We start from the raw sequence: 23,817 nt of genomic DNA, 5'->3' as shown, positions 1-23,817 counted from the left end.
GGCGGGTGCCCCTCGCGGCGGGTGGCGGCCCCACCGCGGGCGCGGTGACGGGTGGCTACCCCGCCGGGGGCTTGACCGCCGACCACTGGGTGACCGGCATCGCCTGCCGCCATCCCGTGAAGCCGCCCACCGGTACCGCGTGGGAGACGGCGAGGCGGACCAGTTCGCCGCCGTGCCGCCGGTAGCGGTCGGCGAGCAGCGCCTCGGACTCCAGCGTCACGGTGTTCGCGACGAGGCGGCCGCCCGGGGGCAGCGCCTCCCAGCAGGCGTCCAGCAGGCCGGGGGCGGTCAGCCCGCCACCGATGAACACCGCGTCCGGCGTGGGCAGGCCGGCCAGCGCGGCGGGCGCCGGACCGTGCACGACGCGCAGCGCCGGCACCCCGAGCGAGCGCGCGTTGCGGCCGATCCGCTCGGCCCGTACGGCGTCCCGCTCGACGCTGACGGCGCGGCAGCCGCGGTGGGCACGCAGCCATTCGACGGCGATGGAGCCGGAGCCGCCGCCGATGTCCCAGAGGAGTTCGCCGGGGGCCGGTGCCAGCGCGGCGAGCGTCGCGGCGCGGACATGACGCTTGGTCAGCTGGCCGTCGTGCTCGTAGGCGGTGTCGGGGAGGCCGGGGACGGTGGAGAGCGGCGGGGTGCCGGGGGCCCGGGCGAGGTCGAGGGCGAGGACGTTGAGCGGGTCGGCGGGCGGTGCGTCCCAGTCGGCGGCCAGGCCCTCGGTCAACCGCTCGCGTTCACCGCCGAGTTGTTCCAGTACGCGCATCCGGGTCGGGCCGAAGCCGTGCGCCCGCAGCAGGGCCGCGACCTCGGCGGGGGTGCCGGCCCCGGCGGACAGCACGAGCAGCCGGTGGCCGTCGTACAGCGCGCGGAGGAGGTTCTCGGCGGGCCGTCCGACGAGCGTGACGACCTCGGTGTCCTCGACCGGCCAGCCGAGGCGGGCGCAGGCGTAGGACACGGAGGAGGGGTGCGGCAGGACGCGGAGGCCGGGGTGCCGGGCGCCCGCGGACCCGGCGGACTCCGCGGCGGATTCCGCCAGCACCTCGGTCAGGGTCCGCCCGATGCCGTAGAACATCGGATCGCCGCTGGCCAGCACGCACACCCTGCGCCCGGCATACGTGGCGAGCAGTCCGGCGACGGCGGGGCGCAGCGGGGACGGCCACGGGACGCGCTCGCCCGTGCACCGGTCGGGCAGCAGCGCGAGCTGCCGGGCGCCGCCGATGAGGACCTCGGCGTCGCACAGTGCCTGCCGGGAGGCGGCGGGCAGCCCGGCCCAGCCGTCGGCTCCGATGCCGACGACGGTCAGGCGGTCGGGATCCGCCGGGGCGGGTGGTGCGGGGCTCACTGCCGGATACCTCGAAATCGGAGACTGGCTCGGTGACGGAGCCGAACTCTACTGACCGGTCGGTGCGCCTCCGCGACCGGGACGGTGCGCGCAGCGGCCGGCCGGGCACCGTGAGCAGGACCGCTGCGGTCCCGGACCGCCCCCGCCCTCAGCTCAGCAGGGCGATCAGGAACTGGCCGGCGAAGAGGAACGACGTGCAGAAGCCCACCACCGCCAGCAGCCACTGCCAGCCGCCGCGGGGCGCGTCGAAGCAGACCAGACAGCCGAGCACGGCGGCCACGCCCAGCAGGGAGCCCAGCCAGAAGGGGAGGCCCTCGTGGTGGGTGGCCAGCACCGCGACGGCGGCCACCAGGCCGAGCGTCGCCAGGAGCTGGCCCCGGCCCGGTGCGGACCGCCGGTTCTCCGCCATGTCGTTCCCCCCGTAGCGGTCGTGTCGCCGGATGCTATCGGCTGCCGCCCGGCGCCGGCCGGAGCCCGCCCGCCCTCGGGACCGTCCGTTTCCCGGATTCCGCGCGCGCCCGTCCGCACCGCTCTGACCAGGCACGATCGGCCGTTCGACGGGAATGACAACGGTCACCGATGCAGCCTTTGGATCTTTTGCCGAAGTGCGGTTTGCTTCGCAACGAGCCCTCGGGAAGGAGCGCCGACATGACCGAGCACGCGCACAGCCACGGGCACGGCCACTCGCACGGGGTGTCACCGGACGCCGACCGGCGCTGGCTGCGGGCAGCGCTCCTGCTGCTCACCGCGTACATGGCGGTCGAGGTCGTCATCGGCGTGCTGGCGCAGTCGCTGGCGCTGATCTCGGACGCCGCGCACATGCTCACCGACGCCGTCTCGATCGTGCTGGCGCTGATCGCGATGCGGCTGGCCGCCCGGCCGGCGCGCGGCGGCTACACGTACGGGCTCAAGCGCGCCGAGATCCTCTCCGCGCAGGCCAACGGCATCACCTTGCTGCTGCTGTCGGTGTGGCTGGCGTACGAGGCGGTGCAGCGGCTGATCTCGCCGCCCGCGGTGACCGGCGGGCTGGTGCTGATCACCGCGCTGTCCGGGATCGTGGTGAACCTGATCTGCACCTGGCTGCTGTCCAGGGCCAACCGCTCCAGCCTGAACGTCGAGGGCGCCTACCAGCACATCCTCACCGACCTGTTCGGCTTCGTCGCCACCGCGATCTCCGGTCTGATCGTGCTCACCACGGGCTTCACGCGGGCCGACGCCATCGCCTCGCTGGTGGTCGTGGCGCTGATGCTGCGGGCCGGTACGGGGCTGGTGCGCGAGTCCGGGCGGATCTTCATGGAGGCCGCACCGGCCGGCCTGGACCCGGACGCGCTGGGCGAGCAGCTGGTCTCCCGGGACGAGGTCGTCGAGGTGCACGATCTGCACATCTGGCAGATCACCTCCGGGCAGCCGGCGCTGTCCGCGCACATCCTGGTGGCGCCCGGCGGCGACTGCCACAAGGTCCGCCGGAACCTCCAGAGCCTGCTGAGCGGGGAGTACGGCATCACGCACGCCACCCTCCAGGTCGACCACCTCGGCGAACAGGGTTCCGCGGACGACGTGCTGACGCTGGGCCCGGGGCCCGGCCCCGCGCCCGCCGACGGGTCGGAGCGGCCCGGCGGCGAGCACTGCGAGGACACGCACGGGCCGGTGCACCGCCAGGGGCCGCGCCGCCCCTGAGCCCCGGGCCCGTTCCCGTCCCCGGCCCGGCCCGCCCCTCACTCGGGTGAACCCGGGCCGCGCGCGGGCCGCCTGCCGCCGGTGGCGGGGGCCGCGGTGCTCGGATGACGGCATGAGAACCGCCGTTGTCTGCGCACTGCTGTGCGCCGCCACGCTCCCCGGCCCGTTCGCCGCCGCCTCCGCCCCGCAGGCACCCCCTTCCGTCTCCGTGACGGTGGAGGTGACCGACGGCACCGACGACGCCGAGTCGGGCCGCCGGCTGGACTACCGCGTCACCGTGCACAACCTCGGCGCCGACGCGGTCCAGGGCGCCCGCATCGAGCAGCGGATGCCGGCCACCACCACCTCCGCCACCGCGCCCGGCGGGCTCGTCCGGGGCCACGGCATGGGGCAGCAGCAGGTCACCTGGCACGCCGATCTGCCGGCCCACGACGTCCAGGTGTTCACCGCCAGCGCGATCCTCGGCGACCGCCCCGGCCCGGCCACGTCCGCCGCTCCCGGCACCCTGCGCGCCGCCGCCACCGCCTGTGTCTACGTGAACGAGTCCTACGCCCCCGCGGCCTGCTCGGGCGATGTCGACGACCTCCCGGAGTCGCGCCCGGCGAGCGCGGGCGACAACTGGGCGGGGTGGGCGGTGGGCGCCGCGGCGGCGGCGCTGCTGGGGCCCGGCGTGGTGCGGGCGGTCCGCCGGTCCCGGGCAGCACGCGCGGGCTGACTGCCGGGCCGCGCGGGGGTCACCCGTTGGCACCGGCCCCGGTCGCGTGCGGCGGGCGCCGGTACTTGCCTGGAAGGTGGCCGCAGTCCACCGCCAGGAAGGACGACGCGATGTCAGCGAGCGCACCCGTACGCCCCGGCGGGCGGGTGACGGCGGGGGAGCGGCCGCCGCGGGGGCGGGGGCTCGGCCGGGCCGTGGCCGGCGGGGTGCTGCTCGTGGTGGGGGCGCTGCTGCTGCCGCTCGGCCTGGCGGCCACCCGCGCCCGGGCCGAACTGACCGAGACCGACAGCTATGTGGCGGCGGTGGCGCCGCTGGCCGGGAACGACGCCGTACAGAAGGCCGTCGTCGACGACGTGACCGACGGGGTGATGGCGCACGTCCGGCTCGACGGGCTGCTCAGGGCCGTCGCGCCCGCCGAACGCCCGGCCGTACGGACCCGTTTCACCCGCGGCATCCGCGACTTCGTGGCCAAGCAGGTCCGCCAGGTCGTCACCGGCCGCGGCTTTCCCGCCCTGTGGAACGGGGTGCACCGGACCGCCCACCGGACCCTCGACGGCACCCTGGCCGCCTCCGGCCGCTCCCCGGTCACCCTCGATCTGACCCCGGTGCTGGAGCGGGTCAGGCACCAGCTGTCGCAGGGCGGCACGGGGCTGGACCTCGTCCGCCGGGTGCCGCGGTCCGGGGTGGAGATCGTGCTGCTCCGGGCCCCGGACGTGCCGCGGATCCGGGCGGTCTACGACGCGGTGCGGGACGGGGCGCTGCTGCTGCCGCCGGCCGCCACGCTGTCGCTGTGCGGTGGCCTGCTGCTGGCGCGGCGCCGGCGGCGGGCACTGATCTGGGCGGGGGCGGGCTGCGCGGCGGCCGCCGCCCTGCTGACCGCGGCGCTCGCGCTGGCGCGCGGCCGGGCCCTGGACGCGCTGCCCCCGATGGTCTCCCGGCCCGCGGCGGACGCCTACGCCGACGCCCTGACCGGCCCGCTGCGCACCGGCGTCTGGCTGGTGTTCGCCGCGGGCACGCTCACCGCGGCGCTGGCCGCGGCGGGGCCGCCGGCCCTGCGGGCGTGGCGGGCGTGGCGAACGGGGACGGCCGGCCGCCACCCGTGACGGCGGCCCGGACGGCCTGGACGTCCCAGGGCGTCCAGGCCGGTTCAGGTGTCCGGGACGGCGGTTCAGATGTCGAGGACGGTCTTCCCCTGCGCCCGTCCGGTGCGGCTGGCCTCCAGCGCTTCCGGCGCCTCCTCCAGGGCGACCTCGCGGCCGACGAGGACGGTGAGCCGGCCCGCGTCGACATGGCCGGCGAGGATCTCCAGGAGCTGCGGCGAGGGGCGGTTGACGAAGTTGAAGCCGCGCAGGTTGCTCTCGGTCAGCTCGTCCGCGTCGGCCGAGCCGATGAGCGAGACGGCCGTGCCGCCGTCGCGTACGGTCCGGGTCAGCTCGGCGAACTCCCCGGGTCCGCCGGCCATGTCGATCAGCACGTCCACGCCGTCCGGATGGGCCGCGAGGACCTGGTCGGCGACCGGCCCCGCGGTGTGGTCGACGGTCTCCGCGGCGCCCAGATTCCGCATGAGCTCCGCCATGCCCGGGCGGGAGGTGGCGATCACCTCGGCGCCGCGGCCGGCCGCGAGCTGGGTGGCGAAGGTGCCGACGCCGCCGGTCGCGCCGACGATCAGCACCCGCTTGCCCTCGCTGATCCGGGTCTCCTCGACCAGGTTGTACGCGGTCATGCCGGCGGTCGGCAGCGCGGCGGAGGTCGCGTAGGTGACGCTGCGCGCGGCGTGCGCGATGCGGTCCTCGTCGGCGAGGGCGAGTTCGCAGTACGAGCCGCCGCCGTGCTGCGGGCGCTGGAACTGGCCGAACACCGCGTCGCCGACGGTGAACCGCCGTACGCCGGGGCCGATCGCGAGCACCTCGCCCGCCCCGTCCGACCCCAGCACGAGGGGGAAGGACGCCGGGACGGCGTCACCGAACATGCCGTCGGCGAGCTTCCAGTCGATGGGGTTGAGTCCGGCTGCGGACAGCCGCACCAGAACCTCCCCGGGCCCTGGTTCGGGCTGTGGCAGTTCCATGAGCTGCGGCCGTTCACCGAATGCGCTGACTGCTACGGCTCTCATCGTGGCGTTCCCTTCCACCCGTCCGACCGGTGGCCGAAGTGGATCGTAAGCACGCCGGTGCGGCCGGACGCGGCAGGAGGAGAGGCGGTGCGGCGGAAGCAACTCGTACGGCCCCGCCGGGCGGACCCGGCCGGACCCGCCGGGGCCCGGCCGGCGACGGCGGTTCGGCCCGGGCGCCTCCCTCGAAGAAAGGTGCTCCTCGGGTACATATGGACCCCATGCGCGTTCTGGTGGTGAAGGACGAGGAGTCCCTCGCGGAGGCGATCGGCGCGGGGCTGCGCCGCGACGCGGTCACGGCGGAGACCGCCCGTGACGGCCGTGAGGCGCTGGCGAAACTACGGCTCGGCGGGTACGACGTGCTCGTCCTGGACCGCGATCTGCCCGGCCTGCACGGCGACGAGGTCTGCCGGCAGGTGATCGGCCAGCGGCTGCTGACCCGGGTACTGATGCTGACCTCCCCCGGCACGGTCCACCAACGGCCCGACGCCCCGGGGCTGGGACTGGGGCTGGGTGCCGATGACTACCTCACCAAGCCTTTCACGCACGAGGAGTTGCTCGCCCGGGTCCTGGCGCTGGGCCGGCGGCCCCGGCCCGTCCCGGCCCCGGTCATCGCGCACGCCGGCGTCACCGTCGACACCGCCCGCGGGCTGGCGGCCCGCGACGGCCGGCCGCTGGCCCTGTCGCACACGGAGTTGGGCGTGCTGGAGGTACTGCTGCGCGCGCGGGGCGCGGTGGTCAGCGGGGACGACCTGATCGAGGAGGTGTGGGAGGAGCACACCAGCTACCGCACCAATGCCGTCCGCGTCACGCTCGGCACGCTGCGCGCCAAGCTCGGCGACCCGCCGCTGATCGAGACCGTGCCGGGCGCCGGATACCGGATGACCGGCGGGCCGGACGGCGGGGACGGCGCGGACGTCTGACGGCCCGTGGCCGCGCCCCACCCGATTGCCCGCATGACGGGACCGCCCCGGGGCAGCGGGATTCAATGGCGCAATGATCCGGTTCGCGTCCGTCACCAAGCGCTACCCCGACGGCACCACCGCCGTCGACGACCTCTCCTTCGAGGTCGAGGAGGGGGAGCTGGTGACGCTCGTCGGGCCGTCAGGGTGCGGCAAGACCACGACGATGATGATGGTGAACCGGCTCATCGACCCCACGGACGGGAAGATCTACGTCGACGGCGCGGACGTCGCCGGCGTCGACCCGGTCCAGCTGCGCCGCCGGATCGGCTACGTCATCCAGCAGACCGGGCTCTTCCCGCACCGCACCGTCCTCGACAACACCGCCACGGTGCCCTTCCTGACCGGCTGGAAGAAGGCCAAGGCACGCGAGCGGGCCGCCGAACTCCTCGAACTGGTCGGCCTCGATCCGGCCGTCCACGGCTCGCGCTATCCCGAACAGCTCTCCGGCGGTCAGCGCCAGCGGGTCGGGGTGGCCAGGGCGCTGGCCGCCGATCCGCCCGTCCTGCTGATGGACGAGCCGTTCGGCGCGGTCGACCCGGTCGTCCGTGAACGGCTCCAGAAGGAGTTCCTGCGTCTCCAGGCCACCATGCACAAGACGGTGCTGCTGGTCACCCATGACATCGAGGAGGCCATCCGGCTCGGCGACCGGATCGCGGTCTACGGCGAGGGCCGGATCGAGCAGTACGACACCCCGGCGAGCGTCCTGGGTGCCCCGGCCACCCCCTACGTTGCCGAATTCGTCGGCAGCGACCGGGCGTTGAAACAGCTGTCGGTCACCGGCATCGACCGTGGGGACCTGGAACGCCCACCGTTCGCCCGTCTCGGGGAGCCGGCCGCCGGGGCGGCCCGGCGCCTGCGGGCCGAGGGCGCCCGCTGGGCGGTGGTGCTCGACGAGAACGGCGCCCTGCACGGCTGGGTGGGCACCGAGGAACTGGCCGGCAGGGACGGCACGGTCGCGGACCACGCCCGCCGTATGGAGGCGTGGGTACCGGTCACCGGCACCCTCAAGGCCGCCTTCAGCGAAATGCTGAAGCACGACGCCGGCTGGATCGCGGTCCTGGACAGCCGGCGCTTCCTGGGGGTGCTCACCCCGACCACGCTCCATGAGGCGCTGCGCCGCACGATCGACTCGGACGAGCGGGGGGTGCCGCGGGAGCGGGCCGAGGTGGATTCGGTGCCCACCGAGTGAGCACGCCTCAGGGGTGGGCGGGGCCGGTTTCACGTGAAACAGCAGCGGGGCCGGCTTGGCGCCGCTTCCCCTGACACGCCGGCCCTGACTGCCTCGGTGGCGTTTCACGTGAAACACCTGCCCGGCGGCCCTGCTGGACGGTCTCCCGGAGGCACCACCGGCCGCCCGCTCAGCTCTTCGGCAACAGCCCCTTCGCTTCGAGGTAGTGGCGCGCCACATCCGCCGGAAGCCGCCGCCAGCTGTCCACCTGCTCGTTGAGCCGCGCCAGATCGGCGGTGGTCAAAACCTTGTTGAGGCGGTTGAGCGCGGCGGCCGGTCGGGGACCGCCCGCGCGGGCGCGGTTGACGACGGGGAGGACGTAATCGGCGTTCTGGAGCTTCTTGTCGTCGGTGAGCAGCACCAGCCCGAACTGGTCGAGGGTGGCATCGGTGCTGGTGGTCAGCACCAGCTGGTCCTGCCCGTTCTGCACGGCCTGCTTCGCGGGCGTGGTGCCGACGCCCTTCGGGTCGATGGCGGTGATGTTGATCCCGTACTTCTTCTTCAGCCCCGGGGCGCAGAACGGCCGCTGGACGCACTCGTCACCCGCCGCGAGGCGCACCGGCAGCTTGGCGCGGCCCAGGTCGCTGAGGGTCTTGAGGTGGTGCTCGCGGGCGTAGGCGGCGCTCACCGCGAAGGCGTTCTGATCGACGGCCCGGCCGGCCGGGAGGGCGGTCAGACCGCGGGGTGCGGTGAGCCCGCGCAGCGCGGCCATTGTGGCGTTCAGGTCGGGCGAGGCGACCGGGGGCGCCTTGGAGCCCCTGTTCTTGGCGTGGAGCCAGTCGGCGAAGGTGGCGGCGTACTCGGGGACGACATCGATCTGGCCGGCCTCCAGCGCGGGTTCGTACAGCTCACGGTTGCCGACGGTGACGATATGGGTCCGGTAGCCGGCGTGGTCGAGCAGCGCCGCATACATGTGGGCGAGCAACTCGCTCTCGGTGAAGCCGGCCGAACCGATCGCCAGATCGCGGCTGTCCCCCGGCGCGGCGGTGATCGCGGAGCGGGTCTCCAGGGAAGGACCGGTCGCACAGCCGGTGAGGCCCACGACCGCGAGGACGGTGGCTGCCGCGAGGGCGGTGCGCCCGGCCCTCACCGGGCCCGCCCCCGTACCCACCCCGGCGCCCGCCGCTCGACGAGCTCGAAGGCGGCCTCCATCAGCAGCGCGAACACCGCCACCAGCACCGCACCGGCCACCACCTGCGGGGTGCTGGCGAGGTTGAAGCCCGCGGTGATGATCCGGCCCAGCCCGCCGCCGCCCACCAGCGCGGCGAGTGTGGCGGTGGCCACGAGCTGGACCGCGGCGATCCGGATGCCGGTCAGCACCAGGGGAAAGGCGAGCGGCATCTCGACCCGCCACACCAGTTGTGTCCCGGTCATTCCCATCCCTCGCGCGGCCCGTACGACGTCCTGGTCCACCTCGCGCATACCCACGTACGCGTTGGTCAGCAACGGCGGAATGGCGAACAGCACCAGCGCGATGATCGTCGGCCACTGCCCGTGCCGCCCGAGGGGGGTGAGCAGCAGCAGGACGAGGACGGCGAAGGTGGGCACCGCGCGTCCGACGTTGGCGAGGTTGACCGCCAGCGCGCCACCGCGCCCGAGGTGGCCGAGGGTCAGCGCGACCGGCAGGGCGATCAGGGCGCTGAGGGCCAGACAGGCGAAGGTGAGCACGAGGTGCTGTTCCAGGCGGTGCCAGACGCCGTTCTCCCCCGCCCAGTTGGCACCGGTGGTCAGCCAGTCCCAGACCGCGGAGAGGGTGTTCATGTGCGCCGCCCCGGCGCCGCGACCGGCCGCCTGATCCCTGATCCGGCCCGGCTTCGCACCCGGTCCTTGCCGCTCGCCCGCCGCCAGGGCGTCAGCAGCCGTTCCGCCCCGAGCAGCAGCAGGTCGAGGACGACCGCGATGACCACGCACAGCACGGACGCGGTGAGCACCTGCGCCTTGAAGAACGAGTTCATCCCGGCGTAGATGAGGTTGCCCAGTCCGCCGTACCCGACGATCGCGCCGACGGTGGTGAGCGCGACCGCGGAGACCGTGGCGATCCGCAGCCCGGCCATCGCGGTGGGCAGGGCCAGCGGCAGCTCGACGGTGAGCAGTTGGCGCGTCGGCCCGTAGCCCATGCCGCGGGCGGCCTCCTTGGCCTCGGCGGGCACGCCGTTCAGCCCGGCCAGGAGGTTCCGCACGAGCAGGGTGAGGGAGTAGAGCGCGAGACCGACCACGACGAGGGTCGCGGAGAGCCCGTAGAACGGCAGCAGCAGCGAGAACATCGCCAGCGACGGGATCGTGTAGATCAGCGTCGTGATGCCGAGCACCGGCCCGACCGTCCAGCGCCGGCGGCGGGCCAGCAGCGCCAGCGGCACCGCGATGACCAGCCCGAGCGCCACCGAGACGACGGTGAGCTGGAGGTGCTGGAGGACCGCGTCGAGCAGGATCTGCCGGCGGGTGCTCAGGTACTCGCCGCAGATCCATGCGTTTTGGGCCAGGCAGTCGTCGGGCGGCGGTGCGGTCACGCTACGAGTCCACCCCGGCGGGAGCGGAGCGGCACGGCGGAGGCGTCCGATCGTGCGCCCGACCGTACACACCCCACGTATACATCGAGTGTGTACTACCTATGTATAGTGCCTTTCGAGCCCCTGGAACCGGTGCGACCGGTGGTCGGCGCGGCCGGGCGCGCCCCGGCCCGCGCCGGCTTCGCCCTGCCCGGAAGCGGGCTCGCCCTCGACCGCCCGCGTCCGAAAAGAGCCCCCATGCCGAAGACCCCCACGGCCCGGAGCACGTCCATAGCCGGACTGCTGACGGCCACCTCGCTGGTCCTGGCCCTCAGCGGCTGCGCCACCTACGACGTCACCGCGCCGGCCGACGCCCGCGCCGACGCACCGGCGGCCGCCGTGAAGGAGAAGGACGCCCGGCTCGCCGCGGACGCGGACGGCAAGAACGGGGCCGGGAAGAACAGTGCGGGGAAGGACGGGTCGGCCAGGGACGGGGGCGGCGCCGGGCCGGAGGTCGACTGCCGCAAGGCCAAGTGCGTGGCGCTCACCTTCGACGCCGGCCCCAGCGAGAACACCGGCCGCCTGCTGGACATCCTGAAGAAGGAGCAGGTGCACGCCACCTTCTTCATGCTCGGCAAGAACCACGTCGACAAGCGCCCCGCCGAGGTGAAGCGGATCGACGCCGAGGGCCATGAGCTGGCCAACCACACCTGGTCGCACCAGATCCTCACCGAGATCGACCCCGCCGAGGCCAAGCGCGAGCTGTCCCGCCTCCAGGACGCGGTCCACAGGATCACCGGCAAGACGCCCCGGCTGATGCGCCCGCCGCAGGGCCGGACCGACGGCGAGGTCTCCCGGATCAGCAAGGAACTCGGGCTGGCGCAGGTCCTGTGGAGCGTGACCGCCAAGGACTACCAGACCAACGACTCGGCCCTGATCACCAAGCGCGTGCTGGAGCAGACCGAACGCGACGGCATCATCCTGCTGCACGACATCTACCGGGGCACCGTGCCGGCCGTCCCCGGCATCCTCAAGGAGCTGAAGAAGCGCGGCTACACCGTCGTCACGGTCTCCCAGCTGCTGTCGCCGGCGAAGCCGGAACCGGGCATGGTCTACCGGCCGTAGAGCGCCGCGGGGCCGTCGCCACCGCGCCCGGCGGGCGTCCTCAGCCTTCCGCGCCCGAGGACTTGGCGCCGGCCGCCGGCCGCCCGCCGGACAGCCGGTGCCACCAGTGCCGGCGCCGCGGATGGACGGCCCGCCCGAGCCGGCGCCCCAGCAGCAGATAGCCGAGCAGCGCGCCGGCGCAGTTGAGGATCACGTCGTCGATGTCGAACGCCCGGCCGGTGACCAGCGCCCCCTGCACCAGCTCCACCAGCAGCATCACCAGTGCGGTCGCCACCCCCACCCGCACCAGCCCGCGCGCCCGCGGCTCCAGCACCGGCCACAGCACGCCGAACGGCACGCCCAGCACCACGTTGCCGCCGAGTTGCTTGGCCGCGTCCGCCAGGTTCGGCGCACCGAGGTAGTCCCGGATCGACGCACCCGGACGCAGATTGGGGTGGGTCAGCGGGACCGAAGCGGCCGACGGGGTCAGTGTGATCCGGGCCAGCAGCGCCGCGAAGGCCACCATCGCGGCGAACGCGACCACCAGCAGCAGGATCCGCACGGCCAGCGGGGCGCGCGCAGCCGCCAACGGCCGCCCTTCATCAGCCGGTTGCGTACGCACCATGAGAGCCTCCCGGGTCGACGGGACGGGCCGTGTGCCCGAGGTTCCGTCGGTTACCCGCGGCCGCAGGGATCATGTACAGATCACGTGGGCCCCAGAGGCGGCACGCCCCGAACAAACAAACCCCCGGCGGGATCCCCTCCTACGCAGAGAGGGGCGCCGGGAAAGTCCCGGCGCCCCTGCGCTGTTCCTGTGCGGTCAGTTCCGCGGTCGCTCCGCCTCCACCCGGCGGCGGCCGTCGGACGTCGCCGGTGCCTTGCTCGGCCCGGCCGTCCTGCCCGGGGCGCTGCCCTGGCCCGCCTTGGCGGGGGGCGTCTTCCGCGGCGGCACGGCCTCGGTGTCCTGCGGGAACGTCAGCTGCCGGCTCTGCCACTCCAGGGCGGGCACGACCTCGCGCCGCCAGGTCGCGAACTGGTGGCTGCCCTGCGGCAGGATGATCGAGTCGACCGTCATCGGCGCCTTGGCCGCGTGGATGAACTTCATGGTGGCGCCGTAATCCGCCTCGCCCTTGCGGCTGCTGGCCACCAGCGCGGAGATCTGCGGTGCGGGCAGGTTCTTCAGCCGCCACAGCAGGTCGTGCTCACGCTCGTGCTGGGCGCCCGCCGGGCCGGCGCCGAAGAGGCTGCCGGTGGTCAGGTCGTCCTTGATCGCGTAGTCACCGGAGAGCGAGACCGCCGAGGTGTACGCATGCGGGTTGCGCATCGCCAGCTGCAGCGAGCACGTACCACCGGACGAGTACCCGAACGCGCCCCAGGCGCTGGGGTCGTGGCCCACCCGGTAGGCCGACCGCATGGCGTCCGGCAGGTCCTTGGTGAAGAACGTCTCGGCCTGCGGCCCGCCCGGCACGTCCACGCACTCGGTGTCCCGCGGCGGCGCGATCGTCGGCCGCACCATCACGATCACGGTCGGCTGCATCCTGCCCTGGGCGATCAGCCGGCCCGCGTTCTGCGGCACCTGGAGGTGCTGCGCGAGGTTCATGATTCCGCCGGGGTAGCCGCTGATGACGACCATGACGGGGAAGCGCTGCCGGCGGAACTGCTGCTGGAAGTACTGCGGCGGCAGGTAGACGAAGCCCGGGTTGATGGCGCGCGTACGGCGACCGATGATCCGTACGGACTCGACCTTGCCCACCTTGTCGGCGGGGCCCTTGGGCAGCCCGGTCACCCGGTCGAGGCCCTGCGGACCGGCCGGCTGGACCAGCCCGCCCTTGAGGTTGCCGACCGAGGCGTACTGACCGGCGCCCTGGCTCACGGAGGCCGGCGCCTCCTCGTTGTTGCCCAGCAGCTCGTCCCAGTTGCCGTAGAACTCGAAGTTCGCATTCACGGCGAGGGCGAGCGCGCACACGATCGACACCTGGGTGACCACGATGGCGCCCAGTCTGCCCAGCACGGGTCCGACCCCCTGCTTCGACAGCCGGGGCCACAGCCACACCGTGGCGGCCACGCAGACCACCGCCAGCACGACCACCGTGTACTCGAGCGACTGACTGGTCAGCCCCATGCGCCCACATCTCCCGTCACCCTCGGAAGGGTTCTTGCCTTCTTACCGGCCGCCTAAGGCACAACGGGCGGCTCGGGACAATGGTCACCGGAGAAGACGGGCACACCTGCGCATCGGATACCTGAACGACTCAGTTCTTACCCACCTCTTGCCACTTCGTTTCCGGGGCGTGATGTGGCGGCGGGGGGAAAGTGCCCGAGAAAGCGGAGAAAAGTGAAATCTGCCGCACGGGACGGTTTCCTGCCCTGATACCCCGCCATCTCCCCCTACACACACGGAACACCCCCGCTCCCGCCACCCTCCTCCCTCACAACTCCCCTGCCTCATCTCAACTCTCCGTCCCCCTGCGCCTCTTGCAGCCCGGACCACTCGGCACGCATCATCAGGCGCACCCGCATCACTGACGCTCGACCCCCTTGACGCCCGACGGCCACCGATCAGCCCCGTACGCAGCACCGATGCGACCGCGGCAAGATCACCCACCGCCGGCCGAAACCACTTCGCCCGACAGACCCCCCGGATAGCCCACCACGCAAGGCGCGGGGTCCCACGATGAGGCCCTTCCCGGCCGCTACGCTTACGTATCCGTCCTGGTCAGGGACATGTCCGCGCTTCACGGACATACGCCGCACCCACCACCCGCAAGAGAGGTTCGCCGATGGGCATTCGGAGTCTGCTGCGCAACGCTTTCGGTCGCTCCAAGGCGACCCGTGAAGAATCCGGCGCGGCCCCGAGCGGCGCCGGCAAGCCGGAGTCCGCGACCATCCCGGAGGCCCGCGAGGAATCCACGCCGGCCGCCGCCCCGGAAGCCGAGGTTCCGGCCGCTCGTACGGCCCCCTCGGACGACCGTGCCACGGACCCGGCGCCGACGCCCGCCCCCACCCTGCCGGCCCAGGGCAGCCCGGTGGACCGCACCGAGTCGCCCGCACGGGACACCGCCGACGTCGTCGACGTATGGGACGCGGCCGACGTGCGGGACGAGCCCACGACGGAAGCGGCCGAGAAGACCACGGCCGAGCCGGAGCCCACGGCCGAAACCGAGCCCGCGGCCGAGCCCACCGCCGAAGCCGAGCCCGAGGCCGAGCCGAAGGCGGAGACCACGGCAGAGCCCGAGGTCGAGGACAAGGCCGAGGCCGAGGCCCCGAGCACGGAGCAGGCCGAGGACGAGGCCGCACCGGCCACCACCGACCTCGTCAGCCAGGCTTTCGACACGCCGGCCCCGGAGCCGGCCCCGGTCGCGACTCCTGCCGCCGAGCCTGTCGTCGAGGCCGTCGAGCCTGTCGTCGAGGCCGTCGAGGAGCCCGTCGAGGCGAAGACCGCAGACGCGGAGCCGCAGTCCGAGGCCGAGGCCGAGGCCGACGCAGCGCCGGAGGCGGAGGCAGAAGCCGAGCCGACGAGCGAGCCGCAGCCGGAGACGGCCCCGGAGACGACCGCTGAGGCCGCCACCGAGCCCGAGGCGATCCCGGAGACGGCCCCCGAGCCGGCCGCGTCGGAGCCGGAGGCCACCGAGGCCGCTGCGGTCGCCGACGCCACCGCGGTCACCGAGGCCGCCGAAGACGCCGCCCCCGGTGCCTCCCTCCCCACCGCTGCCCCCGCCCTCCTCGGCCTCTACAAGGCCGCCGGGGCCACCCTGGAGAAGCACGGCCTCACCAGCCAGCGCGCCGCCGTCTACCTCGTCCTCGACCGGTCCGGCTCGATGCGCAACTACTACAAGGACGGCACGGTCCAGAACCTCGCCGAACAGGCCCTCGGCCTCGCCGCGCACTTCGACGAGGACCCCACCGTCCCCGTCGTCTTCTTCTCCACCGACATCGACGGCACCGCCGACATCGACCTCACCAACTACGAGGGCCGCATCGAGGAGTTGCACGCCGGCCTCGGCCACATGGGCCGTACGAACTACCACTGGGCCGTCAACGCGGTGGTGGAGCACTACAAGAAGTCCGGCAGCACCGCCCCGGCCTTCGTCCTCTTCCAGACCGACGGCGCCCCGACGTCCAAGCCGGCGGCCGAGCGGGCCCTGTGCGAGGCGGCCGAACTGCCCATCTTCTGGCAGTTCATCGGCTTCGGTGACCCGGAGGCCAAGGGCTTCGACTTCCTCCGCAAGCTCGACGACCTGACCGTCCCGGAGAAGCGCCGCGTCGACAACGCCGGCTTCTTCCACGCCGGCCGCGAGCCCCGCAGCCTCTCCCACGAGGAGCTCTACCAGCAGCTGATGGTCGAGTTCCCCGAGTGGCTCACCGAGGCCCGCACCGCCGGCGTCCTCAAGGACAACTGAGCACCGGGCCCACCCGGCACTCCGCACACCCAGCAGCACCACCGGCCGCGGCCGGGCCCCCGGTGGCCCGCCGCGGCCGCCGCTTTTCCCGCCCGCGTTCCCCGGCCCCCACGGCGCGCTCCCCACACAGCAGGCGAGCCCCCGCTCCCCTCCCTAGGCTGAGTGGGTGAAGCGCTCCGATCGCGCCCCCACGGGCGGCCGGCGGTCGGGGTGATCGTGCCGGCCGGATGAGGCGGGTCGCTATGAGTGGCACGAGCGAAGGCGCGGGGGCCGGGCCCCCCGCTGCCGCCGGCGGCCCGACCACCACCGGCTGGGCCGCCCCCGCGGAGCCGGATCCGCGGCGCTGGTGGGCGCTGGTGGTGATCGCCATCGCGCAGTTGATGGTGGTGCTGGACGCGACCATCGTGAATATCGCGCTGCCGTCGGCCCAGCGGGACCTGGGCATGTCGGATGCGAACCGGCAGTGGGTGATCACCGCGTACACCCTCGCGTTCGGTGGGCTGCTGCTGCTCGGCGGGCGGATCGCGGACCTCGTGGGCCGGAAGAAGACGTTCATGGTGGGACTGGTGGGGTTCGCCGTGGCGTCGGGACTGGGCGGCGCGGCCGGCGGGTCGGGCCTGCTGTTCGGGGCGCGGGCCCTGCAGGGGGCGTTCGCCGCGTTGCTGGCGCCGAGTGCGCTGTCGCTGTTGACCACCACGTTCACGGTGGGCAGGGAGCGGAGCAAGGCTTTCGGGATCTACGGGGCCATCGCGGGCGGCGGCGCGGCGATCGGGCTGATCGCGGGCGGGCTGCTGACCGAGTACCTGAACTGGCGCTGGTGTCTGTACGTGAATGTGCCGGTCGCGACGGTCGCCTTCGCGGCCGCGGCGGTGGTGCTGCGGAGCAAGGCGGTACCGGAGCGGGCGCATCTGGACATACCCGGCGTGCTGCTGGGGTGCAGCGGGCTGGTCGCGCTCGTTTACGGGTGCAGTGAGGCGAGGCCGCGCGGGTGGGGCGACGGGCTGGTCGTAGGGATGCTGGTGGGCGGCGCGCTGCTGCTGGGGGCCTTCGCGTGGTGGCAGACCCGGGCACCGCATCCGTTGCTGCCGCCGCACGTCGTGCGGGACCGGAACCGCGGCGGGGCGTTCCTGACCATGGCCCTCGCGGTCATCGCGATGTTCGGGATGTTCCTCTTCCTGACCTACTACCTGCAGACCGTGCTGGGCTACTCGCCGCTGAAGGCCGGGCTGGCCTTCCTGCCCATGGTGGCGGCGATCGTCATCGGCTCGACGCAGATATCCGCCCGGCTGCTGCACCTGGTCCCGCCGCGGTTCCTGATGGTTCCGGGCGCGCTGCTGGCGTCGGCGGGACTGTTCACCCTGACGTTCCTGACGGCGGAGTCCGCGTACGTCGCGCACGTGCTGCCGGCCGAACTGCTCGTGGGGCTGGGCATGGGGCTGACCTTCATGCCGGTCATGGCCACGGCGACCACGGGGGTCGCGCCCCAGGACGCCGGGGTCACGTCCGCGACGGTCAACACCGCGCAGCAGGTGGGCGGTTCGATCGGTACGGCGCTGCTGAACACCATCGCGACGTCGACCGGTGCGACGTATCTCGCGGGCCGTCTGGCCGACGCGGCGCGGCACAGCGGCGGGCACCCGGTCCCGCCGGCGGTCCGGGAGGGCTTGGTGCGGGCGGGGGTGGTGCACGGGTTCACGGTGGCCATCGGAGTCGGCTCGGTGATCATGCTGGGCGCCGCCCTCGCCGCCGGACTGATCGTGAACGGGCCGGCTCCCCGGCAGAACCAGGTGCCCGCGGCGGGCAGCGCGGACAGCGCGGAGTCGGCGGTGCGGTGATCCGGGCGCACGGCGGGCCGGGAGTGGAGCCCTCCCGGCGCCCCTGAGCCCCGCCGTCCCGATGCCCCGCCCCCGGCCCCCGCGCCCCGTCGACCGCCGCGGCCCCGCACGCCCCCGGCCCCTGCCCGGCCCCTCACCGGCCCCGAAAAGCCCGCGCCGGACCCGCCACCCCGTCCAGTACGATATTGACGTTCCGTAAAGCAAATCCTCACTCACCGTAGCGACTTGGGAGCAGCCGGCAATGGCTCGACACCTCATCACCAGCGCCCTTCCGTACATCAACGGGATCAAGCACCTGGGCAACATGGTGGGGTCCATGCTCCCGGCCGATGTCTACGCCCGGTACCTGCGGCAGCGCGGGCACGACGTGCTCTACATCTGCGCGACGGACGAGCACGGGACCCCGGCGGAGCTGGCGGCGAAGGACGCCGGGCAGTCGGTCGACGCGTTCTGCGCGGAGCAGCACGACAAGCAGAAGGCGATCTACGAGGGCTTCAGCCTCGAGTTCGACTACTTCGGCCGCAGCTCCTCGCCGGAGAACGTCGAGCTCACCCAGCACTTCGCGCGCAAGCTGCACGAGAACGGCTTCATCGAGGAGCGGGCGATCCGCCAGGTCTTCTCGGTCGCCGACGACCGCTTCCTGCCCGACCGCTACATCGTCGGAACGTGCCCGCACTGCGGCTACGACAAGGCGCGCGGCGACCAGTGCGAGAACTGCACCCGGGTGCTGGACCCGACCGATCTGATCGACGCCCGCTCGGCGATCAGCGGCAGCGGCGACCTGGAGGTGCGGGAGACCAAGCACCTGTTCCTGCTCCAGTCGAAGCTCCAGCACGAGGTCGAGGGCTGGCTGGAGGGCAACGGCAGCAAGGAGTGGCCGACCCTGGCGTCCTCCATCGCGCACAAGTGGCTGACCGAGGGTCTCCAGGACCGGGCGATCACCCGTGACCTGGACTGGGGCGTCCCGGTGCCGGCGGACGTGTGGCCGGAGCTGGCGGCCGAGGGCAAGGTCTTCTACGTGTGGTTCGACGCCCCGATCGAGTACATCGGTGCGACGAAGGAGTGGGCCGACGTCGACCCGCAGAACCGCGACTGGAAGGCGTGGTGGTACGAGGCCGAGAACGTCCGCTACACGGAGTTCATGGCCAAGGACAACGTCCCGTTCCACTCCGTGATGTTCCCGGCGACCCAGCTGGGGACCCGTGAGCCGTGGAAGAAGGTCGACTTCCTCAAGGCGTTCAACTGGCTGAACTACTACGGCGGCAAGTTCTCCACCTCGCAGCGGCGCGGCATCTTCACGGACGCCGCGCTGGAGCTGCTGCCGGCCGACTACTGGCGCTACTTCCTGATCGCCAACGCCCCGGAGTCGGACGACACCTCCTTCACCTGGGAGCTGTTCTCCTCCTCGGTCAACAAGGACCTGGCGGACACCCTCGGCAACTTCGTGAACCGGGTGCTGTCGTTCTCGCGGAAGCGGTTCGGCGACGAGGTGCCCGCGGGCGCCGAGGCCGGGGCCGCGGAGCAGAAGCTGGGCGAGGAGATCGCCGGGCTGCTGGCGGAGTACGAGGGCCACATGGAGGCCCTGCAGTTCCGCAAGGCGGCGGCCTCGCTGCGCGCCCTGTGGAGCGCGGGCAACTCCTACCTGGAGGAGAAGGCCCCGTGGCTGGAGATCAAGACCGACAAGGACGCGGCGGCGCTGACGCTGCGCACGGCCATGAACCTCATCCACCTGTACGCGGTGGTCTCCGAGCCGTTCATCCCGGCGTCTGCGAAGGCGATGCGGAGCGCCTTCGCGCTGGAGAACGACACCGCGCCGTGGGTCTCCCAGGACGAGGCGAAGGCGCTCGCATCGGTGCCGGCCGGTACGCCGTTCACGGTCCCGCCGGTGCTCTTCGCGAAGATCACCGAGGAGGACCTGGAGTCCTACCGCGAGCGCTTCGGCGGCGCCGAGCAGTAAGCGCGGAGCGCACGGACACCTGCGCGCCCGTCCGGTCCTCGGGACCGGGCGGGCGCGCTTCGCGTGCCGGGCGGGCGGGTCAGGGCCGGGCCGCCGGGGACAGGTAGGCGCTGAGCCGCTTCAGGCCGGGCGTCGGCGGGAGGCGGACCGGGCGCCAGTCCCGGGCGTAGCGCGGCGGCTTCCGGCCGGCGGCCAGCACGACGGCGGCGGGGTGGCGGGCGCCCAGCCGGGTCAGGCCCGCCGGGCTGATGCTGGCGTCGTGGCCGCCGGGCTGCCGGGCCGCGCAGTGGATCCCGTACGCCAGCCGTACCGCCTCCTCGCCGCTCACCGCGCAGGGCGGCCGGACCCCCGCGGTGCGCAGCGTGCCGACGATGCGGCCGACGTCGTGCTGGGCGCGGACGGTCGCCCGGTGCATCTTGTACAGGATCGCCAGCTGCGTCCCCTCATGGGCCAGCAGCGCGAGGACCAGGGCGGCGATCGCCCAGCCGTGCCGGCGGCGGGGCAGCAGGGTCAGCCAGTACAGGAACCAGGCGGCGGGCATCAGCAGCAGGGCGTAGGCGGGCAGCAGGAAACGCGGGGCGGCGTAGTCCACCATCAGCAGATAGGGGAGGGCGAGGCAGAGACCGACCAGGGCGGGGAGGGCGATGGGGCCCGGGCCGTAGCGGTGCCGCGCACCGCCGGGGTCGCGCAGGCTGGAGGGCGGCCAGGCCGGTCCGTACCGGTGCATCGCGCCGTCGAGGCCGAGGCCGACCGCCCGTACGGGGTTCAGCCCGAGCGTGCCCAGGCGTACCGGCTCCAGGCCGAGTTCGCGGCGGCCGCTGCCCGGTGCGCGGCCGCGCGGGACGGGCCACACCGGCCCGTAGCGGTGCAGCGTCCCGCCGGGTTCGTGGGCCCGCGACGCCGCCCACACCGCTCCGGCGACCGCCAGGGGCAGCGCGAACCACCACACCGCCGTGACCGGCTGGTCCCAGGCCAGGTCGCAGGGACGGCAGAGCGTCTTGCCCTGGAGGGCCCGTGCGTGGTCACCGAAGGACGGGTGCCAGCCCAGCCCGCCCTGGATCTCCCCGGCCTGCCGCAGCCGGGCCAGCAGCCCGCCGTAGGACGTGAATGCCTCCACGATCCACTCGGTGCAGCCGAGGACCAGGCCGGCCGGCACGGCCAGCAGCACGGTGGAGCGCCGCCAGGCGGGTACGCAGAGCGCCGCGGCAAAGAGGGGCAGGGACAGCCAGACGGCGTCGAGGGGACGCATCAGGCCGGCCACGGCCACCGCGACGGCAAGGCCGACCGCCGCGCTCCGGCCGGCGCCCGGGGCCAGCTGCGCCGCCGGCTGCCGTACGGCCAGCAGGAAGCAGCCCGTGGCGACGAGCGCGGCATAGGCGGTCCACAGGTTGGGCATCGCCTGCGGACCGTAGAAGAGGGTGATCCACAGACCCGCGAACAGCGCACCGCCCAGGGCCGGTACGGGGGCGGGCAGCAGACGCCGCCAGAGGCACAGGGTGAGCAGGAACCCGGCGCCGGAGAGCACCGCGAGGTAGCAGTGCAGGACGGGCGCCGAGGTGGTCAGGGCGGCGACCGGGGCGAGGAGCAAGGTGATGCCGCGGGCGCGCGGGGCGCTGAAGAACGCGGCCGGGGCGCGGGGGTCGACCTGGCTGACGTAGACCGTCTCGTCCCATCCCAGGCCGGGCGTGCCGACGGCCAGGTAGAGCTGGGCAGCGGTGAAGAGCACGGCCAGCGCGATCAGCCATCGCAGATCGCGGACCGGAGCGAAGTGTGCCGTACGCGTCCGCGTGCCCAGGACGGACGTGCCGGGGAGAAGGCTGGCTTGCTGCATGGGCACCACAGTGCGTGCGCGGCCGGAACCCGGCCACAAATGTGGTGCGGTTGGAGCACGCGGCCGCTTACGCCGAAGGGGCGGTGTTTCACGTGAAACACCGCCCCTCGGCGTCTGTGCGGCTCCGCCGGCGCTACTTCACCTGCGGCTTGCGGACGTTGAGGTGGAGCTCCTTGAGCCGGGCCTCTTCCAGCTCGGTCGGGGCGCCCATCATCAGGTCCTGCGCGTTGCCGTTCAGCGGGAACGCGATGGTCTCGCGGATGTTCGGCTCGTCCGCGAGCAGCATGACGATGCGGTCGACGCCGGGGGCGATCCCGCCGTGCGGCGGGGCGCCGAAGCGGAAGGCGCGCAGCATGCCCGCGAACTTCTCCTCGACGGTGTCCCGGTCGTAGCCCGCGATCTCGAACGCCTTGAGCATGATGTCGGGCTCGTGGTTCCGGATCGCGCCGGAGGAGAGCTCGACACCGTTGCAGACGATGTCGTACTGCCAGCCCAGGATGTCCAGCGGGTCCTGGGTCTCCAGCGCCTCCAGACCGCCCTGCGGCATGGAGAAGGGGTTGTGCGAGAAGTCGATCTTGCCGGTCTCCTCGTCCCGCTCGTACATCGGGAAGTCGACGATCCAGCAGAAGCGGAAGACGTTCTCCTCGAAGTGGCCGGCCCGCTTGGCGGCCTCGACGCGCACCGCGCCCATGATCTTCGAGACCTCGTCGAACTCGCCGGCGCCGAAGAAGACCGCGTGGCCGGGCTCCAGGCCGAGGCGCTCGTTGAGGAGCTTGACGTTCTCCTCGGTCAGGAACTTGGCGATCGGGCCGGTCAGCGAGCCGTCCTCACCGACGCGCACCCAGGCCAGGCCCTTGGCGCCGTGCTGGACCGCGTAGTCACCGAGCTGGTCGAAGAACTTGCGCGGCTGGGCCTGAACGGCCGGCACCGGCAGCGCACGGACGTGCTTGCCGGCGAACGCCTTGAACTCCGAGCCCTCGAAGACGTCGGTGATGTCGACCAGTTCCAGCTGGGCGCGCAGGTCCGGCTTGTCGGAGCCGTACTTCAGCATCGCCTCGCGGAACGGGATCCGCGGGAACGGCGAGGTGACGTGGCGGCCACCGCCGAACTCCTCGAACAGCTCGGTCATCAGCTGCTCGATGGGCCGGAAGACGTCCTCCTGCTCGACGAAGCTCATCTCGACGTCGAGCTGGTAGAACTCGCCCGGCGAGCGGTCCGCGCGGGCGTCCTCGTCCCGGAAGCAGGGGGCGATCTGGAAGTAACGGTCGAAGCCCGAGATCATCAGCAGCTGCTTGAACTGCTGCGGGGCCTGCGGCAGCGCGTAGAACTTCCCCGGGTGGAGGCGGGACGGCACCACGAAGTCGCGGGCGCCCTCGGGGGACGTGGCGCTGAGGATCGGCGTCGCCATCTCGTTGAAGCCGAGGGTGGTCATCTTGTGGCGGATGGCCGAGATGACCGCCGAGCGCAGCATGATGTTGCGGTGCATCCGCTCGCGGCGCAGGTCGAGGAAGCGGTACTCCAGGCGCTTCTCCTCGTTGACGCCGTCGTCGGCGTTGATCGTGAAGGGGATCTGCTGGGCCGCGCCCAGGACCTCGACCTCGGAGACCTCGATCTCGATCTCGCCGGTCGGCAGCTCCGGGTTCACGTTCTCGGCGCCGCGCGAGACGACCTTGCCGTCGACGCGGACGACCGTCTCCTTCGTCAGCTTGTCCAGCACCTCGGCGGCGGGGGTGCCGGGGCGGGCGACGAGCTGCACGAGACCGTAGTGGTCCCGCAGATCGATGAAGAGGATGCCGCCCAGGTCACGACGATTGTGCAGCCAGCCGCTGAGGCGGACGTCCGTGTCGACGTCCGCGGCTCGGAGCTCGCCGCAGTTATGGGACCGGTACCGGTGCATCGCTCATCCAAGTCGTCGCGAGTGTCGAGGTGAGGAGTTGTCGGGAGCAGAGGAGAGGGATCGGAACACGGGCTCACACGCCCGGTCGCTCTCCCCGTCGGTCGCCCGAAAGGCCACCCCAGGATTGACATAACCGCTCCAGGTTACCGTCCCGGCCCCCGCCTCTTCGTTGACATATACGCATCAGCCGTTTCGGGATCGGAAGAAGGGCTCCCGACTGGGACGACGGTCACATCCCGGCTCGCTGTTGCGCCCCACCAAACGCCCCTAAAG

The 23,817-nt window shown here is 72.9% G+C and carries 19 protein-coding genes; 9 read left to right on the top strand and 10 right to left on the bottom strand.

The genetic code is table 11. The features are described from left to right. Window positions 1–55 precede the first annotated feature (55 nt). Both OO62_RS15405 and OO62_RS15400 read right to left on the bottom strand, forming a co-directional pair. Complete coding sequence (locus tag OO62_RS15405) at window positions 56–1,342, bottom strand: bifunctional cobalt-precorrin-7 (C(5))-methyltransferase/cobalt-precorrin-6B (C(15))-methyltransferase (protein ID WP_033267970.1); 1,287 nt, start codon at window positions 1,340–1,342, stop codon at window positions 56–58. A gap of 148 nt (window positions 1,343–1,490) precedes the next feature. Then, the gene (locus tag OO62_RS15400; RefSeq protein WP_228332486.1) at window positions 1,491–1,751 is read right to left on the bottom strand and encodes a hypothetical protein; all 261 of its coding nucleotides are present in this window, start codon (window positions 1,749–1,751) and stop codon (window positions 1,491–1,493) included. A 239-nt stretch (window positions 1,752–1,990) separates the two neighbouring features. Here OO62_RS15400 and OO62_RS15395 point away from each other — a divergent pair, with 239 nt between their 5' ends. From OO62_RS15395 to OO62_RS15385, 3 genes are all read left to right on the top strand, one after another. Beyond that, window positions 1,991–3,019 carry a cation diffusion facilitator family transporter gene (locus OO62_RS15395; RefSeq protein ID WP_051733221.1) on the top strand — a complete coding sequence of 343 codons (1,029 nt, stop codon included), beginning with the start codon at window positions 1,991–1,993 and terminating at the stop codon, window positions 3,017–3,019. 112 nt (window positions 3,020–3,131) lie between these two features. Further along, window positions 3,132–3,734: a hypothetical protein gene (locus tag OO62_RS15390; protein ID WP_033267968.1), complete on the top strand. Its 603-nt coding sequence runs from the start codon at window positions 3,132–3,134 to the stop codon at window positions 3,732–3,734. 110 nt (window positions 3,735–3,844) lie between these two features. After that, window positions 3,845–4,837: a hypothetical protein gene (locus OO62_RS15385; protein ID WP_033267967.1), complete on the top strand. Its 993-nt coding sequence runs from the start codon at window positions 3,845–3,847 to the stop codon at window positions 4,835–4,837. Window positions 4,838–4,902: 65 nt separating this feature from the next. On the opposite strand, the gene OO62_RS15380 is transcribed toward OO62_RS15385, so the two are convergent. Then, complete coding sequence (locus tag OO62_RS15380; RefSeq protein WP_033267966.1) at window positions 4,903–5,799, bottom strand: NADP-dependent oxidoreductase; 897 nt, start codon at window positions 5,797–5,799, stop codon at window positions 4,903–4,905. Between the two features lie 263 nt (window positions 5,800–6,062). Between OO62_RS15380 and OO62_RS15375 the strand changes: the two genes are divergently transcribed. Together OO62_RS15375 and OO62_RS15370 are read left to right on the top strand one after the other, a co-directional pair. Then, on the top strand, window positions 6,063–6,764 hold the full coding sequence (locus tag OO62_RS15375) for a response regulator transcription factor (protein ID WP_033268116.1): 702 nt from the start codon (window positions 6,063–6,065) through the stop codon (window positions 6,762–6,764). A gap of 73 nt (window positions 6,765–6,837) precedes the next feature. Then, window positions 6,838–7,995, top strand: coding sequence for an ABC transporter ATP-binding protein (locus OO62_RS15370; RefSeq protein ID WP_033267965.1), 1,158 nt, complete (start codon window positions 6,838–6,840; stop codon window positions 7,993–7,995). Between the two features lie 169 nt (window positions 7,996–8,164). Here OO62_RS15370 and OO62_RS15365 read toward each other — a convergent pair whose 3' ends face one another. From OO62_RS15365 to OO62_RS15355, 3 genes are read right to left on the bottom strand one after another with little or no spacing between them, the layout of a single operon-like run. Then, complete coding sequence (locus OO62_RS15365; RefSeq protein ID WP_033268115.1) at window positions 8,165–9,124, bottom strand: ABC transporter substrate-binding protein; 960 nt, start codon at window positions 9,122–9,124, stop codon at window positions 8,165–8,167. Continuing rightward, window positions 9,121–9,795 carry an ABC transporter permease gene (locus tag OO62_RS15360; RefSeq protein WP_033267964.1) on the bottom strand — a complete coding sequence of 225 codons (675 nt, stop codon included), beginning with the start codon at window positions 9,793–9,795 and terminating at the stop codon, window positions 9,121–9,123. Before OO62_RS15360 ends, OO62_RS15365 begins: the two co-directional genes overlap by 4 nt. Next, complete coding sequence (locus OO62_RS15355; RefSeq protein ID WP_033267963.1) at window positions 9,792–10,541, bottom strand: ABC transporter permease; 750 nt, start codon at window positions 10,539–10,541, stop codon at window positions 9,792–9,794. The genes OO62_RS15360 and OO62_RS15355 overlap by 4 nt, the downstream gene beginning before the upstream one ends. Before the next feature lie 237 nt (window positions 10,542–10,778). On the opposite strand from OO62_RS15355, the gene OO62_RS15350 reads away from it, so the two are divergent. Continuing rightward, window positions 10,779–11,645 (top strand): polysaccharide deacetylase family protein, encoded by an 867-nt coding sequence (locus tag OO62_RS15350; RefSeq protein ID WP_033268114.1) that lies wholly within the window; start codon window positions 10,779–10,781, stop codon window positions 11,643–11,645. 40 nt (window positions 11,646–11,685) lie between these two features. Here OO62_RS15350 and OO62_RS15345 read toward each other — a convergent pair whose 3' ends face one another. Continuing rightward, on the bottom strand, window positions 11,686–12,249 hold the full coding sequence (locus OO62_RS15345) for a VanZ family protein (RefSeq protein WP_180290067.1): 564 nt from the start codon (window positions 12,247–12,249) through the stop codon (window positions 11,686–11,688). 195 nt (window positions 12,250–12,444) lie between these two features. Then, window positions 12,445–13,746, bottom strand: coding sequence for an alpha/beta hydrolase (locus OO62_RS15340; protein ID WP_033267962.1), 1,302 nt, complete (start codon window positions 13,744–13,746; stop codon window positions 12,445–12,447). A gap of 658 nt (window positions 13,747–14,404) precedes the next feature. Between OO62_RS15340 and OO62_RS15335 the strand changes: the two genes are divergently transcribed. The 3 genes from OO62_RS15335 (at window position 14,405) to metG (ending at window position 19,816) form a co-directional block, all read left to right on the top strand. Continuing rightward, entirely contained in the window at window positions 14,405–16,024 is a 1,620-nt protein-coding gene (locus OO62_RS15335; RefSeq protein ID WP_033267961.1) for a vWA domain-containing protein, read from the top strand. A gap of 242 nt (window positions 16,025–16,266) precedes the next feature. Then, a complete protein-coding gene (locus tag OO62_RS15330; RefSeq protein WP_206738502.1) occupies window positions 16,267–17,859 on the top strand; it encodes a DHA2 family efflux MFS transporter permease subunit in 1,593 nt (530 codons plus the stop codon). A gap of 241 nt (window positions 17,860–18,100) precedes the next feature. Next, window positions 18,101–19,816, top strand: coding sequence for a methionine--tRNA ligase (gene metG / locus OO62_RS15325; protein WP_033267960.1), 1,716 nt, complete (start codon window positions 18,101–18,103; stop codon window positions 19,814–19,816). A 79-nt stretch (window positions 19,817–19,895) separates the two neighbouring features. Here metG and OO62_RS36975 read toward each other — a convergent pair whose 3' ends face one another. Then, entirely contained in the window at window positions 19,896–21,647 is a 1,752-nt protein-coding gene (locus OO62_RS36975; protein ID WP_051733218.1) for a hypothetical protein, read from the bottom strand. A gap of 133 nt (window positions 21,648–21,780) precedes the next feature. Continuing rightward, window positions 21,781–23,544, bottom strand: coding sequence for an aspartate--tRNA ligase (gene aspS, locus OO62_RS15315; protein WP_033267959.1), 1,764 nt, complete (start codon window positions 23,542–23,544; stop codon window positions 21,781–21,783). Window positions 23,545–23,817 lie beyond the last annotated feature (273 nt).

It is taken from the genome of Streptomyces lydicus, from assembly GCF_000717345.1.
Classification (GTDB): domain Bacteria; phylum Actinomycetota; class Actinomycetes; order Streptomycetales; family Streptomycetaceae; genus Streptomyces; species Streptomyces lydicus.
This window is presented reverse-complemented; position numbering and strand designations above follow the sequence as displayed.

Coding starts and splice junctions, on each gene's coding strand:
- OO62_RS15330 (WP_206738502.1), top strand. CDS start 16,267: ATGAGTGGCACGAGCGAAGGCGCGGGGGCCGGGCCCCCCGCTGCCGCC.
- OO62_RS15400 (WP_228332486.1), bottom strand. CDS start 1,751: ATGGCGGAGAACCGGCGGTCCGCACCGGGCCGGGGCCAGCTCCTGGCG.
- metG (WP_033267960.1), top strand. CDS start 18,101: ATGGCTCGACACCTCATCACCAGCGCCCTTCCGTACATCAACGGGATC.
- OO62_RS15360 (WP_033267964.1), bottom strand. CDS start 9,795: ATGAACACCCTCTCCGCGGTCTGGGACTGGCTGACCACCGGTGCCAAC.
- OO62_RS15380 (WP_033267966.1), bottom strand. CDS start 5,799: ATGGAACTGCCACAGCCCGAACCAGGGCCCGGGGAGGTTCTGGTGCGG.
- OO62_RS15370 (WP_033267965.1), top strand. CDS start 6,838: ATGATCCGGTTCGCGTCCGTCACCAAGCGCTACCCCGACGGCACCACC.
- OO62_RS15395 (WP_051733221.1), top strand. CDS start 1,991: ATGACCGAGCACGCGCACAGCCACGGGCACGGCCACTCGCACGGGGTG.
- OO62_RS15385 (WP_033267967.1), top strand. CDS start 3,845: ATGTCAGCGAGCGCACCCGTACGCCCCGGCGGGCGGGTGACGGCGGGG.
- OO62_RS15340 (WP_033267962.1), bottom strand. CDS start 13,746: ATGGGGCTGACCAGTCAGTCGCTCGAGTACACGGTGGTCGTGCTGGCG.
- aspS (WP_033267959.1), bottom strand. CDS start 23,544: ATGCACCGGTACCGGTCCCATAACTGCGGCGAGCTCCGAGCCGCGGAC.
- OO62_RS15345 (WP_180290067.1), bottom strand. CDS start 12,249: ATGGTGCGTACGCAACCGGCTGATGAAGGGCGGCCGTTGGCGGCTGCG.
- OO62_RS15390 (WP_033267968.1), top strand. CDS start 3,132: ATGAGAACCGCCGTTGTCTGCGCACTGCTGTGCGCCGCCACGCTCCCC.
- OO62_RS15375 (WP_033268116.1), top strand. CDS start 6,063: ATGCGCGTTCTGGTGGTGAAGGACGAGGAGTCCCTCGCGGAGGCGATC.
- OO62_RS15335 (WP_033267961.1), top strand. CDS start 14,405: ATGGGCATTCGGAGTCTGCTGCGCAACGCTTTCGGTCGCTCCAAGGCG.
- OO62_RS36975 (WP_051733218.1), bottom strand. CDS start 21,647: ATGCAGCAAGCCAGCCTTCTCCCCGGCACGTCCGTCCTGGGCACGCGG.
- OO62_RS15350 (WP_033268114.1), top strand. CDS start 10,779: ATGCCGAAGACCCCCACGGCCCGGAGCACGTCCATAGCCGGACTGCTG.